The organism is Flexithrix dorotheae DSM 6795 (genome assembly GCF_000379765.1).
GTDB classification, from domain to species: Bacteria; Bacteroidota; Bacteroidia; order Cytophagales; family Flammeovirgaceae; genus Flexithrix; species Flexithrix dorotheae.
On sequence record NZ_KB903434.1, the window covers coordinates 189,554 to 206,370 of the forward strand.

15 protein-coding genes are annotated in these 16,817 nt (G+C 35.2%); 8 read left to right on the forward strand and 7 right to left on the reverse strand.

The window, feature by feature from the left end:
- Nucleotides 1-41: 41 nt before the first annotated feature.
- The 3 genes from A3EM_RS0109390 to A3EM_RS0109400 form a co-directional block, all read right to left on the reverse strand.
- A complete protein-coding gene (locus A3EM_RS0109390; RefSeq protein ID WP_020527944.1) occupies nucleotides 42-2,411 on the reverse strand; it encodes a ribonucleoside-diphosphate reductase subunit alpha in 2,370 nt (789 codons plus the stop codon).
- A 202-nt stretch (nucleotides 2,412-2,613) separates the two neighbouring features.
- Nucleotides 2,614-3,426 (reverse strand): lysophospholipid acyltransferase family protein, encoded by an 813-nt coding sequence (locus A3EM_RS0109395; protein ID WP_020527945.1) that lies wholly within the window; start codon nucleotides 3,424-3,426, stop codon nucleotides 2,614-2,616.
- A 231-nt stretch (nucleotides 3,427-3,657) separates the two neighbouring features.
- A complete protein-coding gene (locus A3EM_RS0109400; RefSeq protein ID WP_020527946.1) occupies nucleotides 3,658-4,650 on the reverse strand; it encodes a ribonucleoside-diphosphate reductase small subunit in 993 nt (330 codons plus the stop codon).
- A gap of 776 nt (nucleotides 4,651-5,426) precedes the next feature.
- Between A3EM_RS0109400 and rplU the strand changes: the two genes are divergently transcribed.
- The 7 genes from rplU to A3EM_RS0109445 all read left to right on the forward strand — a co-directional run bounded on the left by rplU (nucleotide 5,427) and on the right by A3EM_RS0109445 (nucleotide 12,165).
- Nucleotides 5,427-5,738 (forward strand): 50S ribosomal protein L21, encoded by a 312-nt coding sequence (gene rplU / locus A3EM_RS0109405; protein ID WP_020527947.1) that lies wholly within the window; start codon nucleotides 5,427-5,429, stop codon nucleotides 5,736-5,738.
- Between the two features lie 9 nt (nucleotides 5,739-5,747).
- Nucleotides 5,748-6,011, forward strand: coding sequence for a 50S ribosomal protein L27 (rpmA, locus tag A3EM_RS0109410; protein ID WP_020527948.1), 264 nt, complete (start codon nucleotides 5,748-5,750; stop codon nucleotides 6,009-6,011).
- A gap of 641 nt (nucleotides 6,012-6,652) precedes the next feature.
- A complete protein-coding gene (dnaA, locus tag A3EM_RS0109425; RefSeq protein WP_020527951.1) occupies nucleotides 6,653-8,134 on the forward strand; it encodes a chromosomal replication initiator protein DnaA in 1,482 nt (493 codons plus the stop codon).
- A gap of 212 nt (nucleotides 8,135-8,346) precedes the next feature.
- On the forward strand, nucleotides 8,347-10,179 hold the full coding sequence (locus tag A3EM_RS0109430; protein ID WP_020527952.1) for a toxin-antitoxin system YwqK family antitoxin: 1,833 nt from the start codon (nucleotides 8,347-8,349) through the stop codon (nucleotides 10,177-10,179).
- A complete protein-coding gene (locus tag A3EM_RS48305) occupies nucleotides 10,169-10,300 on the forward strand; it encodes a hypothetical protein (protein WP_281169812.1) in 132 nt (43 codons plus the stop codon). Before A3EM_RS0109430 ends, A3EM_RS48305 begins: the two co-directional genes overlap by 11 nt.
- Before the next feature lie 69 nt (nucleotides 10,301-10,369).
- On the forward strand, nucleotides 10,370-11,206 hold the full coding sequence (locus A3EM_RS0109440; RefSeq protein ID WP_044237884.1) for a DUF4249 domain-containing protein: 837 nt from the start codon (nucleotides 10,370-10,372) through the stop codon (nucleotides 11,204-11,206).
- A gap of 68 nt (nucleotides 11,207-11,274) precedes the next feature.
- Nucleotides 11,275-12,165, forward strand: a complete 891-nt coding sequence (locus A3EM_RS0109445) for an endonuclease I family protein (protein ID WP_020527955.1) — start codon at nucleotides 11,275-11,277, stop codon at nucleotides 12,163-12,165.
- 13 nt (nucleotides 12,166-12,178) lie between these two features.
- On the opposite strand, the gene prmA is transcribed toward A3EM_RS0109445, so the two are convergent.
- From prmA to tpiA, 3 genes are all read right to left on the reverse strand, one after another.
- Nucleotides 12,179-13,015 (reverse strand): 50S ribosomal protein L11 methyltransferase, encoded by an 837-nt coding sequence (gene prmA, locus A3EM_RS0109450; RefSeq protein ID WP_020527956.1) that lies wholly within the window; start codon nucleotides 13,013-13,015, stop codon nucleotides 12,179-12,181.
- A 66-nt stretch (nucleotides 13,016-13,081) separates the two neighbouring features.
- Entirely contained in the window at nucleotides 13,082-13,429 is a 348-nt protein-coding gene (locus A3EM_RS41950; protein WP_020527957.1) for a 7(1) septoil knot domain-containing protein, read from the reverse strand.
- Nucleotides 13,430-13,548: 119 nt separating this feature from the next.
- Entirely contained in the window at nucleotides 13,549-14,310 is a 762-nt protein-coding gene (gene tpiA / locus A3EM_RS0109460) for a triose-phosphate isomerase (RefSeq protein ID WP_020527958.1), read from the reverse strand.
- A 420-nt stretch (nucleotides 14,311-14,730) separates the two neighbouring features.
- Between tpiA and A3EM_RS0109465 the strand changes: the two genes are divergently transcribed.
- Nucleotides 14,731-15,795 carry an FAD:protein FMN transferase gene (locus A3EM_RS0109465; protein WP_044237933.1) on the forward strand — a complete coding sequence of 355 codons (1,065 nt, stop codon included), beginning with the start codon at nucleotides 14,731-14,733 and terminating at the stop codon, nucleotides 15,793-15,795.
- Between the two features lie 510 nt (nucleotides 15,796-16,305).
- Here A3EM_RS0109465 and A3EM_RS0109475 read toward each other — a convergent pair.
- A complete protein-coding gene (locus tag A3EM_RS0109475) occupies nucleotides 16,306-16,806 on the reverse strand; it encodes a PH domain-containing protein (protein WP_157637797.1) in 501 nt (166 codons plus the stop codon).
- Nucleotides 16,807-16,817: the final 11 nt, after the last annotated feature.

Sequence of the window (16,817 nt, forward strand, 5' to 3'; positions counted from 1 at the left end):
AGTGTTTTTTTTATGAGGTTTAGTTTGTAATCCGCTGGTGATCAACCAGAGCAGGACATACAATCCGGATCATCTAAAGAACAGGCATTTCCAGTAACCTGAGCTTCTTCCAAATTGTTTTGTCCATCAGCCTCATTCTTCTTTTTAAGCTTAGTAGTATCAACAGTAAACTTGATAGCATCTCTCGCTGCTTTTGTTCTTAGGTAATACATACCTGTTTTCAAACCTTTTTTCCATGCATAGAAGTGCATAGAAGTAAGCTTTCCAAAGTTAGGATCACTCATAAAGATGTTTAAGCTCTGACTTTGGCAAATAAATGCACCCCTGTCTGCAGCCATTTCAATGATATTTTTCTGACTGATCTCCCATGAAGTTTTATAAAGATCTTTAATTCTCTGTGGAATATCCAAATCCTGAATTGAACCGTTAGCTGCAATCAGAGCATTTTTCATTTCATCATCCCATAATCCTTCTTCAACTAACTCTTTCAATAAGTGCTTATTCACAATAATGAATTCCCCTGATAAAACCCTTCTTGAATAAATATTAGAAGTATAAGGTTCAAAACATTCATTATTTCCCAAAATCTGAGAGGTAGAAGCTGTTGGCATTGGAGCTAAAAGTAATGAGTTTCTCACACCATGCTTTTTCACTTCATTTTTCAAAGTAGCCCAATCCCATCTCTCGGTAGGATCAACTCCCCACATATCGAATTGGAAAATTCCTTTTGAAACTGGAGAACCCTTGAAAGTTTCGTAAGGCTCTTCCGCAATGGCCAGGTCTTTCGAAGCTGTCATTGCCGCAAAATACATGGTTTCAAAAATCTCCTTATTTAATGCTTTAGCTTCATCCGAATCGAATGGCATTTTCAGCATAAGGAAAGCATCAGCTAATCCCTGAACGCCCAGTCCAATTGGCCTGTGTCGCATATTTGAATTTTCTGCTTCAGGAACAGGATAATAGTTCCTATCAATTATCTTGTTCAGGTTTTTGGTAACTACATAAGTTACATCATATAATTTCTGATGATCAAACTTACCATCAATTACATATTTTGGCAGTGATAATGAAGCAAGATTACAAACCGCAACTTCATCCGGAGCAGTATATTCAATAATCTCCGTGCAAAGGTTACTGGATTTAATAGTTCCCAGATTTTTCTGGTTCGACTTCTTATTTGCCGCATCCTTGTAGAGCATATAGGGTGTTCCGGTCTCAGTTTGAGATTCCAGAATAGCAAACCATAAATCCTGTGCTTTCACTACTTTTCTGGCTCTTCCTTCCCGCTCATATTTTTCATAAAGCTTTTCAAATTCTTCTCCATAACATTCGGATAAACCGGGAGCCTCATTGGGGCAGAATAAAGACCAGTCTTCATTGGACTCTACTCTTTTCATAAACAAATCCGGAGTCCATAGCGCATAAAACAAGTCTCTCGCTCTCATCTCCTCTTTACCATGGTTTTTCTTCAAATCAAGAAATTCGAAAACATCTGAATGCCATGGCTCAAGATAAACGGCAAAAGCACCTTTCCTTTTTCCTCCTCCCTGATCTACATATCTTGCAGTATCGTTAAATACCCTGAGCATTGGAATTATTCCATTGGAAGTACCATTCGTTCCTTTAATATATGAGCCTGTTGCCCTTACATTATGAATATTAAGGCCTATCCCTCCGGCAGATTGGGAAATCAATGCACATTGCTTTAAAGTATCATAAATACCTTCAATACTATCATCCTTTGTGGTTAATAAGAAACAGGATGATAATTGAGGTTTAGGTGTTCCTGAATTAAATAATGTAGGAGTAGCATGGATAAACCACTTCTCTGACATTAGATTATAAGTATTAATAGCTGCATCAATATCATCAATGTGTATTCCGATAGCAACCCTCATCAACATATGTTGGGGTCTCTCGACTGTCTTCCCATCAGCTTTTAATAAATATGATCGTTCAAGGGTTTTAAACCCGAAATAATCAAAATTAAAATCTCTGCTATAAATTATTGCTTCATCCAGTTTTGCCGCATTTTTCCTTATCACCTCATATACATCTTTGGCAATCATGGAAGCATTTTCCCCGGTTTTGGGGTCGATATAGGTATAAAGTCTTTTCATGGTATTAGAAAAAGACTTACTTGTAACTTTATGCAAATTAGAGATGGCAATCCTTGCAGCTAATGTAGCATAATCAGGGTGTTGAGTAGCCATAGTCGCTGCAGTTTCAGCGGCAAGGTTATCTAATTCCTGAGTAGTTACACCATCATACAAACCAGATATAACCTTTTTGGCTATTTCAATGGGTTCTACAAACCTTTGATCGAGACTATAGCAAAGTTTCTCAATTCTGTGGGTGATTTTGTCAAATTTAACGCTTTCTCTGCGTCCATCTCTTTTTATTACAAGCATACCTGAGTTAAAAATTTTTGCGGTGAATGTTTGTTTAAATTATTTATAGCCGGGCTGATAAGTTTGAAATCCTTATTTGTCAGTCCAGTTATTTGAATTTTATTAAATTAATTTTTTTTGCAAGAATTTGAAGGGTTAAACCAAAAAATATAAACAACAAATTAGTTCAAAAAATCAATCCTTTAATCTACTATTTTTTATACTAATTCTGGTCATTCTCTTCAGTTTTTTTTGCCTTCGAAATTGGATCTTGCTCAATAGCTTTTGTAATCGTTTGAACTATTGAATCTAAAGTATCATTTTCATCAAATTGCAAAGGTTCCTTAAACTTGATTTGCAACTTTGTACCTCTTTTTCTAAAGAAGAGTCCCTTTTTATCAAATGCTCTTCTAAACCCATCTATTACTACAGGTACTACAATAGGATTATAATGCTTAATCAAGTTAGCTGTACCTTTTCTAATAGGGGCATATGGGCTGGTTGTGCCTTGTGGAAAATTTACCACCCAACCCTGGCTTAATGCTTTTTTTATTTTTTCAGGAGCACTTCTATCTGCCGCTCGTTTCACATCCTTTCCAGCCGCCCTCCACGATCTTTTTACCGTAACTGCTCCCGTATAAGAAAAAATTTTAGGTATAAGCCCACTTTCTTTCATTGTTTCCTCTGCTGCCACATAGTAAGTATTCACTCTGGGAATCAGCATATAAAGCGGTAAATTTATTGAATTCTTAAACCGCCACTTTACGCTACAAAACACATGGTAAAGTGCAATCACATCAGCATAATAAGTTTGGTGGTTTGAGATAAACAGCACATTCTTTTTGGGCAAGTCTTCCAGATATTCTGTGCCTTCAATTTTCAGTTTATTGACAATATTAAACCTGCCATATGTAACAGTGGCCAAAAAGGCAATAAGCATCCTTTTAAAGATAAGCACATTGCCAAAAGGATCTTTTTTGACCAGGCTTACTTTAAGCTTTTTCTTGTCAATGGGAAGTTTATTGAATTTTATCACAATTTGAAATTATAGCCAAAGCACTTATCACCAAATATTATACAGCCATTAGCTGAAAATGATTCCTCTTAAGTAATCAATCAATTCTAAAGATACTCCTTTTACCTGCCCAAATTGATATTGAGTTTAATGTTTTTCAATATCAAGTAGCACTGGTACTATAAGTTAAATAATTAAAATAAATTAAAAAACTATCTCAATTATTAATAATTCACCAATGGTGTGAAGCTTTTAGAAGTCTTCATCCAGGGTAAATTTCTGAGAATCCTTATTATTACTGTTGGTGCTATTATTTACCCCTGCCTTCTGATATTCTGCAACTCTTTTCTCAAAGAAATTGGTTTTTCCCTGAAGAGATATCAGTTCCATAAAATCAAATGGATTTTCTGAGTTATAATATTTTTCATAGCCTAAAGACACAAGTAATCTGTCGGCCACAAACTCTATATATTGAGACATTAAATCAGCGTTCATGCCAATCAATTTCACAGGAATGGCATTTACTACAAAGTCCTGTTCAATTGTTACTGCATTAGTGATAATTTCATATACCCTTTCCTGGCTCAGTTTATTTTCCAAATATTTGGTATACAGCAGACAGGCAAAATCACAATGCATTCCTTCATCTCTTGAAATTAATTCATTGGAGAAACTCAAACCAGGCATTAGCCCTCTCTTTTTGAGCCAGAAAATGGAACAAAAGCTTCCTGAGAAAAAGATGCCTTCTACAGCAGCAAAAGCGATTAACCTCTCAGCGAAACTATCACTTTCTATCCAGTTGAGAGCCCATTCCCCTTTATTGGCTACACAAGGAATAGTTTCAAGTGCATTAAACATCTTGTCTTTTTCAACAGGGTCTTTAATATAAGTATCGATTAAAAGGGAATATGTCTCGGAGTGGATATTTTCCATCATGATTTGGAAACCATAAAAACATTTGGCTTCTGGAAATTGAACTTCATCCATGAAGTTTACCACAAGATTTTCATTTACGATTCCATCACTGGCCGCAAAAAATCCAAGTACATGTTGGATAAAGTGTCTTTCCCCGTCATTAAGCTTTTTCCAGTCGGTCAGGTCTTGTTGCAAGTCAATTTCTTCCGCAGTCCAAAAACTGGCTTCAGATTGCTTGTACATCTTCCAGATGTCATGATGCTTAATTGGGAATAATACAAATCTATTTTTATTCTCTTGTAAAAGCTTTTCCGTTGGTGCGGTATTCATTTTTTATCAGGCTAAGATTTAAAATCTATATAAGTACCCATTCAAAAATATCCATGAAGGAATGTAATTCATCGATATCGCAGAACAGTACTTTTTTTTTGAAGTAACTCTCCTTTTTTTAATCAATTAATCCAGGTATCAAATTGTTTCAGAAATACCTCAAAAATTCACAGCAAACACCACTATTATAAATATGGTAAAAGAATGAACCTATGATTAAAAGAAAATTGCAAAAAAAGAAATATTACCTGTTGGATTTAATATTTTATTAACAGAAACTCAAAAATTTATAATTGTTAAAGCTACCCGAGAATAAAATCAATACTTATTACACTTAAAAAAGTGAAAAAGCAAATGGCTTACATTAAAGAATTTTTGATAGTTAGAAGATTTGGATTAACCTTTGAGTCCGTTTTTACAGTCCGAAAAATCTTCAGGTTTACAAAGATATCAACCCTCCTCTAAAAACAAAATCCCTGTTTTTACATTGCCAGGGCCTTTTTTTTGTATTTTTTTTGCTTACCACTTGATTATTAATACATTAAGTAAATCAGAATGGCCCTAATTAATTTTAATATTTTTTTGAAAAAATTAAATATCGAAAAATGCTAATTATCATCGTTAGGTTTTACTTAATAAATGTTAATTTTATATGAATAAAATCAGTATCTCTTACAAAAATTTTCAACTATAAAAAAACATTTGCGGTAAGCTTTGCTATTATAATATGAATGTTTTACTTTTGCATCCTTAAAAAAAATTAATTCGCAGGAAAGATGTATGCAATTGTAGAAATAGCCGGACAACAGTTTAAAGTTGAAAAAGATAAATACATTTATACTCACAGATTGGATCAGGAAGAAGGGGCAGGTGTAGAGTTTGATTCAGTTCTTTTATTAGATGATGAAGGAACTGTTGATGTTGGAGGACCATTAGTAAGCGGAGCGAAAGTTAAAGGAAAAGTGTTGGAGCATGTGAAAGGGGATAAAGTTTTAGTTTTCAAAAAGAAAAGAAGAAAAGGGTATAAAAAAATTCAGGGTCACAGACAGCAATTTACAAAAGTTTTAATTGAAGACATTCTAAAATAATTAAGAAAAATGGCACACAAAAAAGGAGCCGGTAGTTCGAAAAACGGTAGAGAGTCGGAAAGTAAACGACTTGGCGTAAAAATTTATGGTGGACAAAAAGTTGCTGCAGGTAACATTATTGTTCGACAAAGAGGAACAAAACATCATGTAGGTGAAAATGTAGGTATTGGTAAAGACCATACCATTTATGCATTAACTGATGGTATTGTTCAGTTCAAAAAAGGATTTAAACAAAGATCTTTTATCTCAGTAATTCCAGAAACCGCTGAGTAAAAACTTTACTTAATAAGTCTTAATAGAAAAACCCTGGATTTCCGAATCCAGGGTTTTTTTATTGTATTTGATTAATCAGGATTGTTTTCCACATACTGATTAATTCCAATAAACAACTAGTTGCCTTGATGAAATCTATCAGTAGGCAAATAAAGTCCGACTTCTACTACCGGAGCAGGATTTTATTCCCAATTAGAGTAAAAAATGAACGGTTTCTAATTCAAATAACCATAAGTCATTGAAACACAAGAAACAATCCATTCTCTGTAATTGAAAACAGCGGGAAGTTGGCGGTTACTCAAAAATGAAACCACTTTTTTAGATTTTTTTTTTTCAACTTTTTTGTTAATCTGTATCCGTTTGATTTTCAACAATTTATCTTTAAAGGTTTATTTTTTAAGTTTCTGAAAATCAGTAAATTAACATAAAAACACATGCGCTTAAAACTTTTTTTTTGAGCAGTTTCGATTTTTAAAATATGAAAATTTTTCACAGTTTTGTGGTTACCGAGAATTTTAAATCACTCACTTATTTTTTGGCAATTCAAGTCCCTTTTATGGCATCTTCGGATGAAGTAAAAGGGTGAGGTTTACATTGCAGAATTTTAAGACAAACATTATTAACACTTTAAAATTTGTAATGTGTTGAATCAACTTACAAAAGATTGCCAGGCAGTGTGGAAGAACTGTCTGGAGATAATAAGACTGGAGGTATCAGAACAGAGTTTTAAAACCTGGTTTGCGCCCATAAAACCGATCAAACTTCAAAATGATGTATTAACCATAGAGGTTCCTACTCCATTCTTTTATGAGTGGCTTGAGGAACACTATGTTTATGTACTTAAAAAAGCTATCGATGCAGAACTTGGCCCTAACGGAAAGTTAGAATATTCAATTGTGGTGGATAAAGGGGGATCGAATAATCAGCCCTTTACACTTAATGTCAGAAAGTCTAATGTTTCGGCAAAGCCTCCTGTAAATAACCAAAATACTAATAATACAGTAAAAAAAGTTTCTGCTTCTAATAATTCCCGGCCTAACAGCAGTAATTACGTTAGTCCTTTTGAAGTACCACATTTTGATCCGGAAAACTGGGATACTAATTTAAATCCCACTTATGTTTTTGACACGTATATTGAGGGAGATTGTAACAGACTTGCACGGTCTGCAGGAATGGCTATTGCCAAAAGACCCGGGATCACTGCATTTAACCCTTTGGTAGTTTATGGTGGTGTAGGTTTAGGAAAAACGCACTTAGTTCAGTCAATTGGGAATGAAATTAAAGACAATTTCCCTGATAAGCTGGTGCTTTATGTAACCACAGAGCAATTTACTGCTCAGTTTATTGAAGCACTTAAGAGCAATAATATTCAAAACTTTACCAATTTCTATTTGCAGGTAGATGTTCTGATTGTGGATGATATTCAGTTCCTTTCCCGAAAGGAGAAAACTCAGGAAAACTTCTTCCATATATTTAACAGACTACATCAGTCGGGTAAGCAAATTATCATGACTTCTGATTGTGCGCCAAGAAGCCTTCAGGGGCTACAGGAAAGATTACTTTCCAGATTTAAATGGGGCTTAACCGCAGATGTACAAACTCCCGACTATGAAACCCGGGTGGCTATTGCTCAATTGAAAATGTCGAATGAAGGAGTAGATGTTCCTGAAGATGTAATTGATTTTCTAGCCTACAATATCAATTCGAATATAAGAGAGCTGGAAGGAGTTTTGATCTCCCTTATTGCCAATGCTTCATTTATGCGAAAAGACATTGATCTTGAGCTGGCAAAATCTACCCTTTGGAATATTGTTAAGAATACAAAAAAGGAAATCACCATCGATTACATCCAGCAAATTGTGGCAGATTACTTCAATATTTCAGTAGATGAGTTGAAATCAAAAACAAGGAAAAAGGATATTGCTACTGCCAGACAAATCGCTATGTATTTTTCTCAGCAGTACACCAATTTGCCCTTAAAATCAATTGGAGATCAGTTTGGAGGAAGAGACCACAGTACAGTTGTTCATGCAGGAAAAGCCGTGAGCAAAAAATCAGGAAGTGATGCGATCTACAATAAAATATTAGCAGATTTATCAGAACAATTTGAAGTGAATAAATAGAGGACCTATAAACATCTCAAGATCTTAAAAAAACGGTGAAGGCAGTTGTCCTTCACCGTTTTTTTATGCATCATTTTTGGAAACCGTTGTAGGTTCCCGACAAAGATTAATTATAGTTTCATAATCCTGATAAATAAAAAGCTATTCCCCCCTGCAAAATTCTTAGTGATGCTTACATTTGCCTATAAATCAAAAAGATAGCATCAATTTTAATGAAATTTTTATTTTTATTATTTCTCTTGTTGTTTGCTAAGGTTTCCTTCCCCCAAACTCTTCCGGAACATGGAATTACGGATGGGTTATGGGAGCTGAAAGATGATAACCAAAATGTATTGATATCCGCAGAGTATAAAGATGGACAATTACATGGTTATTGGAAAGAATTTGAGAATGGCTTACTGGTACTTTCCGGAAATTATATAGAAGGCAAAAAAAATGGAGAGTGGCAGGAATTCCATTCTAATGGGAGGCTGGCGGTAAATGGCTATTTTAAAAATGATCAGGAAAATGGGAAATGGGAAGAATTTTTTGAAGACGGCCAACTGGCTATCTCTCTAAATTTTATCGAAGGCCTTAAACATGGAAAGGCCCTCACCTATTTTCCTAATGGGCAAATCAATTTTCAGAAGTATTATTTACTTGGAAAGGAAGAAGGACCATATCTGGAATTCTTCGAAAATGGAAACAAGTCCGCAGAAGGCCATTTCCTTGATGGGGAACTGAATGCAATCTGGAAATCCTATAATGAAGAGGGTCAACTCATCAACCAACAGGAATATAAGAAAGACTTACTGGATGGAAAAACAATTTACTACTATCCCAATGGTCAGGTAATACAGGAAGAGATTTGGCAGGACAGCTTATTAACAGATGTTGGTATACCCTTTTCCTTTGAAGGAAAAAAACTGGAATCAGGTTCATTTAACAAAGGCAATGGCGAAAGGTTTTTATATGATTCCCTCGGTAATTTGGTTTCCAGTGCTAATTATAAGGATGGAAAACTAGATGGACCATTCAAAGAATTTTACCCCAATGGTAGTTTAATCACTCTGGGACATTTTTCTGAAGGAGTTCAAACCGGAGCCTATTTTAAATATTTCCCCGATAGTTCTGTAGCTATTCAGGGCTACTATGCTGACAGTGAAAAAGATAGTATTTGGGCTTACTTCTACACCAATGGCAATCTGAAAGAAGCCGGTTTTTTTGAAAGTGATGAAAGAAACGGTCCATGGGAAGAATATGATCCTGATGGTTATTTAAGTGCTGAAGGAGATTATCTTGAAAATAAAAAAGAAGGTGAATGGATAGAATTTTTTGAGGATGAATCTATTGCTGGAAAAGGGAATTACCAATCTGATCAAAAAGAAGGAAATTGGGAATACTACTCAGAAGACGGTCAATTGATTTTCAAAGTCCATTATCAGAATGGGCTTGAATCTGGCATAAAGGAGGAATTTGATTATGATGAAAATGGAAAACAATTTTTATCCTCCATTATAAATATGGAGAAAGGTTTGGAAAATGGAGAAGTGAAATCTTTTTACCCGGATGGAACTACAGAAATGGAGGGAAAATATGAAATGGGAAATGAGAATGGGGAGTGGAATTATTACCACCAGGATGGTAGTTTCATGCAAAAAGAAATGTATATCAATGGGAAGCTCAGGGATATTAGTCCATTTCAGCTCAATGACAAAAAACTGGAAATCGGTAATTTTCGCCAGGGTAATGGAAAAAGAACTCATTACTATCCCAATGGCAAAATATTATATGAAGGAAAATACGAAAATGGATTGGAATCCGGCCTTTGGGTAATGTATCATGAAAATGGCAAAAAACAGGCAGAAGGCCCCTTTGTAAAAGGTATGAAACACGGCACCTGGACTTATTATTACCCCAATGGCAAAACAGAAGCTTCAGGCAGATACATCAGAAATGAAATAGTAGAAGAATGGAAATTTTTCACTGATAAAGGAGAGCTTGATTATACTGAGGATTTTGGAGAATTTATTGGTGATGAACCAATTGAAAAAAATGAAAATTAAAGAAACCATTATTGCAGCTTATCAGAAATATAAACCGTACATAAGAGTAGATATGATTATGTATCTGGTCATGATCATATTTATTGTCACTTTTGTGTTAGTGGTAAGTTTGTCCAGATAGGAATTTTACTTTTGAATCTTGCAGGGTAGAATTTTGTTGTTTACCGAAATGATTCTAATCAATTTTAATATGGTAAAGCCGTTTTCCAGAAGCTTACTCCATTTTTTTACAGGTTTTTGGTTTCTCCTTCTGATTTCATCCTGTGAAGAAATTGTCACTCCTGATTTAATTACTGCCGATCCGGTTATCGTAATTGATTCATGGGTAACCAACCGGCCTGGAGACAGCTACATAAAACTCACTCAAACAGCCGCCTTTAATTCTCCGGAAGCCACCCCAAGGGTATCAAATGCACTCATTTACTTAACGGATAATTTTAACAGAAGGGTCAGGTTCATAGAAACAGAAAAAGGCAGTTATTTCCCTGAAGACAATGATTTTACAGGGAAACCCGGTGGAGTATACAAACTGTCAGTTAGACTTGGAGAAACGGAATTTCTTGCAAGCGCTAGAATGTCAGGGGTTCCAAAAATTGACTCCCTAAAATATAGTCTGAGAGAGGATGAACCCCTTTTTGAAGATGGCTATTATCTTACAGTTTATTTTCAGGATCCTCCCGGACAAAGAAATTATTATTACTGGGAAGTGCTTTTGAATGAAGAAATAATAAACGACAAGGAAATAAGCATAAGCGAAGATGGGAATGTAAATGGACAGTATTTGAATTTTGAATTGCCTTTCTTTATCGATAAAGCGCTGGCGGATTCCAGTGACAGAGTGCAGGTAAATATTTTTTCCCTTACAGAGGATGCCTATAAATACTATCAGGGATTAGACTTATTGACGAAGTCCGGAAGCCCCGCCCAGGCTGTACCTGAAAACCCGCCAACTAATATCCAAAATGGTGCCCTTGGCTTTTTTAATGTAAGCGCCATGGATTCTTCCAGAGTCACTTTAATGGAATAGTAAAATTTTTCCGCTTAATTTGAAGATTCAAAACCAAATTTTCAGGATAATTAAAACAAGCAATCCTTATGTATCAATTCCTTTTCATTTTTTTAATCATCTTTTTTGCAAGCACCTGTCAGCAGGAGAATGATGAAAAACAATCAGAGAATTCTTCCTCAGCAGATTCCACCATTACTACAATTAATCCTGAAACTGACACAATTCAAAATGAATCTCATGGTGATCCCTTTGTTTACAGTGGTTACTATGAAGCCATAAATGGTTTGACCGGAGAGGCACTTAAAGACAAACTGAATGACCTTATTCAAGACCATAAAACTTTCACTTACAGAAATGTTTATAATATTTTAAAGGAACTTGACAGAGACCCTAATAATCCGGAGAATATTATTGGGATTTACTCCAATTTCTCCATTTCAGCTGAGGCAGGATATGCTGACGGACAAGGATGGAATAGAGAACATGTTTGGGCAAAATCCTATGGGGATTTTGGAACAGCTCCCGGGGCCGGAACAGATTTACATCATTTAAGAGCTTCTGATGTTTCTACTAATTCAGCGAGAAATAACAGAACTTTTGATGAAGCGGAGGATATTTACATAGATGCAGATGGGATTAAATCTGGAGAAACAGGTTCTTATACCAGTGACGCAGCCTGGGTTTGGGAACCCAGAAATGAGGTGAAAGGAGATGTGGCCAGAATGATTTTTTATATGGCTGTAAGGTATGAGGGAGAAAACAATGAACCTGATTTGGAAGTAGTGGATTACATTCCCTCAAGAGGAAGTAAGGAACCTCTTCATGGTAAATTATCCACACTTATCCGATGGCATCAGGAAGATCCTGTGAGTGAGAACGAAAAACGAAGAAACGATTTGATCTATGAAAAATATCAGGGCAATAGGAACCCGTTTATCGATCACCCTGAATTGGTGGGTAAAATATGGGGAAATTAGCGGATTAATTACTTTATTCTTTTTCAAAAACCAGACTGGTCCAGTTATTTTCAACCTTAGTTTTTGTGAGGGAAAGGGAATTTTCCTGGGCCTGATTCAATACTGCAGGAATATCTTCTGCATAAAAACCACTTAAGATTAAAGTCCCTTTTTCTTTCAACATGCTTGCATAAATGGCCATTTCGCCTAGAATTACATTCAGGTTGATATTGGCCAGCACAATATCATATTGTTTATCCTTATCCGGCCTTTCTTCTACTTTTCCCAAATAGAAATTAAGACTGACATCATTTAATTCCTGATTTTCATTGGCATTTTCCACTGCCCAATCTTCAATATCGCAGGCATCTACAGTTTTAGCACCCAGCTTTTTCGCCATAACGGCCAAAATTCCTGTTCCCGAACCCGCATCAAAAACAACCTTACCATTATGATCAATTTCCATCTGATTGAGCAACATCAATTTTGTGGTGGAATGGTGCCCAGTTCCAAATGACATTTTGGGGGTAATCACAATTTCGTATTTATATGATTTTTCAGGTTGATGAAATGCCGCTCGGATCAGGCAATCTTCGGAAATTTCAACCATATCATAATTTTTCTCCCACAGCTCATTCCAGTTTTGTTTTTCCACTTCCTCCAAATGATAACTCAATGAGCCCTGAGCTGAATAAAACCCAAAAATCTCATCTACTTCATCCTCTTTAAAATTTTCCTTTTCGATGGAAGCTTCAAACCCCCCATCAATATCTAAAAAGGAATCAAAGCCTTTTTCACTCAATTCTACTTTGATGATATCAGCAAGTTCTTCGGGGGATTTAACTTTAAGCAAAACGAATTTAGGCTTCATTATTCAGCATTAATTTGAAATGAAAAAGGAATTATTTTAGAAAAGTTTGTGAGTTTCAAACTGAAGTTATTTGTTGCATTTGGCTTCAACATCTACCTCAGTAAAATAAATGGTAAAGTCAGCAATATTTCGATCTTCTACTATGTAAATCGAAAATTCTGCAAAAGCTTTATGTGGGGTAAAAAACCACAAGCCTGGTTTATCCGCCATTAATTCATTGGTTTCCTTAAAAACAATAACGTCTGCAGAATACTCATTATCTTCAATATAGACACGGTAAGTCGCGGCAAACTCATTTTTCTTTTCCTCATACACAGTTCCGAAAACCTCACAGACCTTTACAAATTGGCCAAAGGAAGTGGAAGACAAACATATAAAGGCAAACAAAAACTGGATAAAAATGAACTTCTTCATAAGCACCTGTGCGTTTTAATAATGTTGAGGTAAATTTTTCAACCGCCAAAAAAACACTCAAAAAATATGAGCGGGAATAAAATGAAAATACCCCCAAATTATTCCCACGATCTAAATTCTTAATACGATTTGGCAATATCAATGAAATCTCTTGATTTCAATGAAGCACCACCTATTAAACCTCCATCAACGTCTTTACAGGCAAAAAGTTCAGGAGCATTTCCTGGCTTGCAACTTCCACCGTACAAAATAGAAATACCATCAGCCACTTCCTGACCATATTTTTCAGCAATCAAACCTCTGATAAATGCATGCATTTCCTGAGCTTGTGCTGTAGATGCAGTTACTCCGGTGCCAATTGCCCAAACCGGTTCATAAGCAATCACTACTTTTGAAAAAGCCTCCGCATCTAAGTGAAAAAGACTTTCTTTCAACTGACTTCCTACTACTTCTTCCTGCTTTCCGCCCTCTCTTTCTGCTAATACTTCACCACAGCAGAAAATTGGAAGCAATCCATTTTCCAACACAATATCAGTTTTTTTGGCCAGTTCCTCATTGCTTTCTTTGAAATATTCTCTTCGCTCACTGTGACCAAGAATTACATAATCAATTCCATATGACTTCAACATTCCCACCGAGATTTCCCCTGTATAAGCTCCTGAAGCTTCAGTAGAGCAGTTTTGTGCACCAATGAAAACATTACTCACTGCGGAAGTAAGTTTTTTCACTTCACTCAAATGAACAAAAGGAGGGCACATAATTAAAGTTACATCAGATGATAATTCATCTTTTGCTATATTAACTACTTCAGAGGCAAGCGTTTGTGCATCCTCTTTCAGTAAATTCATTTTCCAGTTTCCAGCTACAATTTTTTTTCCCATTTCTTTACTTTTTTTAATGGTTTTAAGTATTTCTTATATCAATGACGAGGCAAAATTTTGCTCCAACAATTAGCTTGGAATTTTCATTGTTGTCTTGCCAACTTAAGCCTAAATGTCTATTGCCATCAAAATTAGAAATTACAAATTCAATTCGCTAAAGTTTTTGGGAATATAAGCTTTAAGTCTGCTCATTTAGGTTCCTTTTAAAAAGATTTTTTTGCAGTGGGGCACGACTCCTTTTTTAATCGCCTGGAAAAAGGATGGTGAACTTGTTTGTTTTAGATTTTAATCAGTTTGTAAAAAAGATTGGACGGGAAAGTAATTAGTAAAATCATTGAATTAAACCTAGAGAAAAAAATAACCATCATTTCAGATTCACTATTAATGCTTAATTTTGCGCATCGAATTATAAATTTTAATATGGCAGATTCCCAAAATTCACCCTCTCCACTCAAAAACAAGAATTTTCTATACACTATTTTTCTCCTGATAGTATTTGGCGTAATTTATATCAGCCGACTCAATTCTGAGAGTAGAAACCTTCAGGAAGTTTATTTTAATGGTGTGACCATGGGCGTGGTAGGCTACAATATCAAATATTTGTCTCCTTCGGGGGATTCCTATCAGGAGGAAGTTGATGCCCTTTTGAAAGAATTTAACCAGGCCCTTTCCACTTATATTCCCAATAGTGAGATTTCTATTTTTAATAAAGGGGAAAATGTGACTTTCCAAACTACACATTTTTATAAAGTTCTGAATCGAAGTAAAGAAATTTTTGAGATTACCGATGGCGCCTTCAACCCTACTGTTATGCCATTGGTGAATTCCTGGGGCTTCGGACCAGATAAAGAGCCCAGTATCAGTGAGGAAAATAAAGAGAAAATTGATTCCCTTTTAACCCTGGTGGATTTCGCATCCTTAAGTTTTGATGAAAAAGGCATTCAAAAAAGCAAAGCAAACGTGCAACTGGATTTTAGCGCCATTGCCAAGGGATATGCGGTAGATTTGGTGGCTGATTTTTTATCGGAAAAAGGCATTAATGATATGATGGTGGAAATTGGTGGAGAAGTGGTTTGCAAAGGCAAAAACAAATCAAATAAAACCTGGGTAATTGGCATTAATAACCCGGAATATATGGAAATAGGCGGAGAAGCCCTTACCGCTAAAATACAATTGGAAAACAGGGCTTTAGCCACTTCGGGTAATTATCACAACTATTACATTAAGGACGGGAAGAAATATGCCCACACCATCGATCCAAAAACAGGTTATCCTGTAGAACACAGTCTATTAAGTGCCAGTGTTTTTGCCAAAGACTGCATGAGTGCCGATGCATTTGCCACTGCCTTTATGGTTATGGGAAAAGACAAAGCCATAGCAATCATCAACAGCCAGCCAGATTTGGAAGGCTTTTTAATCTATGATAATAATGGCAAAATGGAAACCTATCAAAGTCCTGGGTTGGATAAGTTTGTGGTGAAATAATAAATCATTATCTAGCTTATAATTTGCAACTAGATTTGACTTTAATTGTGGATTTATCTGATTTTAACTCTTACACTTAACACGATGGTTTTTAAAGAGGTTTAGTGCGTTTGGTGGGCTGCCTGTAAAAAAGGCGGGGTGGCGCAAATGTTGGTGGGCAGAAGCATCTTTTTTACTAGACTTTTTTTGCAAACTTTTTTGTCATTGCCACAAAAAAGTTTGTCGGGTTGAAGGGCGGACAGCCCTTGGAAAGTGTGTTGGATTTCCTCATATATAGCATAAAAAATGAAATGAAATTACCAAATACCAATTGGGGAGATTGGAATAAATCTAAATTATGAAACCTAAATTAATTCAAGCCTCGATGAGCTGTTTTTATTTTCATTAAACAAGAACTCCTTTAAGCCGCCTCTGTGGCAAAAGCTTCCGAAGTTTAAAAACTTCTAATTTTAAATTTCAAAATCAATTTAAGGTCTAAACTCCATGCTTAGACTATTATGCGAAAAATTATCATCTCATTTTTCCCTGACAAAATTCAAAATGCGAAACAATTTGGTAATCTTTCAATGATTCCAGTCTATATTCCTTTTCATTTTGCTCCTTCCCATCTATTTCAATTATAGTGAATATTATAGTACCAACCTCAAAATATTTATCTATCCATTTTCTTTCAATCCAACAATTCTGTATTGAATTTAAATCAAATTTCACCTCCTTCTTTTTGAATAGTTTCGTGGAAATACATATTGAATCATTATTAATAGAATAAGTTAAATTATTGTAGGAAAGCTGACGATTCAAAAACTCATAAATTGCAAAAATAATTATTACAGAAAATAAAAATAAGAGAGTTTTCCAATCATAAATAATCATTAAAAATTTAGTGATTAATGATATTAAATAGATGATTGGAATATGCGAGAACCTGTATATTAATATCCATATAGATTTAGTTAAATATGGAAAATAAGAAGGCTTTCCCTTCCAGGTTTCATTTTTTACACTTTCCAAATCAATCAGAT

What these genes read in the sequence shown, in the direction of transcription:
- A3EM_RS0109390 (WP_020527944.1), bottom strand. Translation starts at nt 2,411, where the DNA reads ATGCTTGTAATAAAAAGAGATGGACGCAGAGAAAGCGTTAAATTTGAC.
- A3EM_RS0109400 (WP_020527946.1), bottom strand. Translation starts at nt 4,650, where the DNA reads ATGAATACCGCACCAACGGAAAAGCTTTTACAAGAGAATAAAAATAGA.
- rplU (WP_020527947.1), top strand. Translation starts at nt 5,427, where the DNA reads ATGTATGCAATTGTAGAAATAGCCGGACAACAGTTTAAAGTTGAAAAA.
- rpmA (WP_020527948.1), top strand. Translation starts at nt 5,748, where the DNA reads ATGGCACACAAAAAAGGAGCCGGTAGTTCGAAAAACGGTAGAGAGTCG.
- A3EM_RS0109430 (WP_020527952.1), top strand. Translation starts at nt 8,347, where the DNA reads ATGAAATTTTTATTTTTATTATTTCTCTTGTTGTTTGCTAAGGTTTCC.
- A3EM_RS48305 (WP_281169812.1), top strand. Translation starts at nt 10,169, where the DNA reads ATGAAAATTAAAGAAACCATTATTGCAGCTTATCAGAAATATAAACCG.
- A3EM_RS0109440 (WP_044237884.1), top strand. Translation starts at nt 10,370, where the DNA reads ATGGTAAAGCCGTTTTCCAGAAGCTTACTCCATTTTTTTACAGGTTTT.
- A3EM_RS0109445 (WP_020527955.1), top strand. Translation starts at nt 11,275, where the DNA reads ATGTATCAATTCCTTTTCATTTTTTTAATCATCTTTTTTGCAAGCACC.
- prmA (WP_020527956.1), bottom strand. Translation starts at nt 13,015, where the DNA reads ATGAAGCCTAAATTCGTTTTGCTTAAAGTTAAATCCCCCGAAGAACTT.
- A3EM_RS41950 (WP_020527957.1), bottom strand. Translation starts at nt 13,429, where the DNA reads ATGAAGAAGTTCATTTTTATCCAGTTTTTGTTTGCCTTTATATGTTTG.
- tpiA (WP_020527958.1), bottom strand. Translation starts at nt 14,310, where the DNA reads ATGGGAAAAAAAATTGTAGCTGGAAACTGGAAAATGAATTTACTGAAA.
- A3EM_RS0109465 (WP_044237933.1), top strand. Translation starts at nt 14,731, where the DNA reads ATGGCAGATTCCCAAAATTCACCCTCTCCACTCAAAAACAAGAATTTT.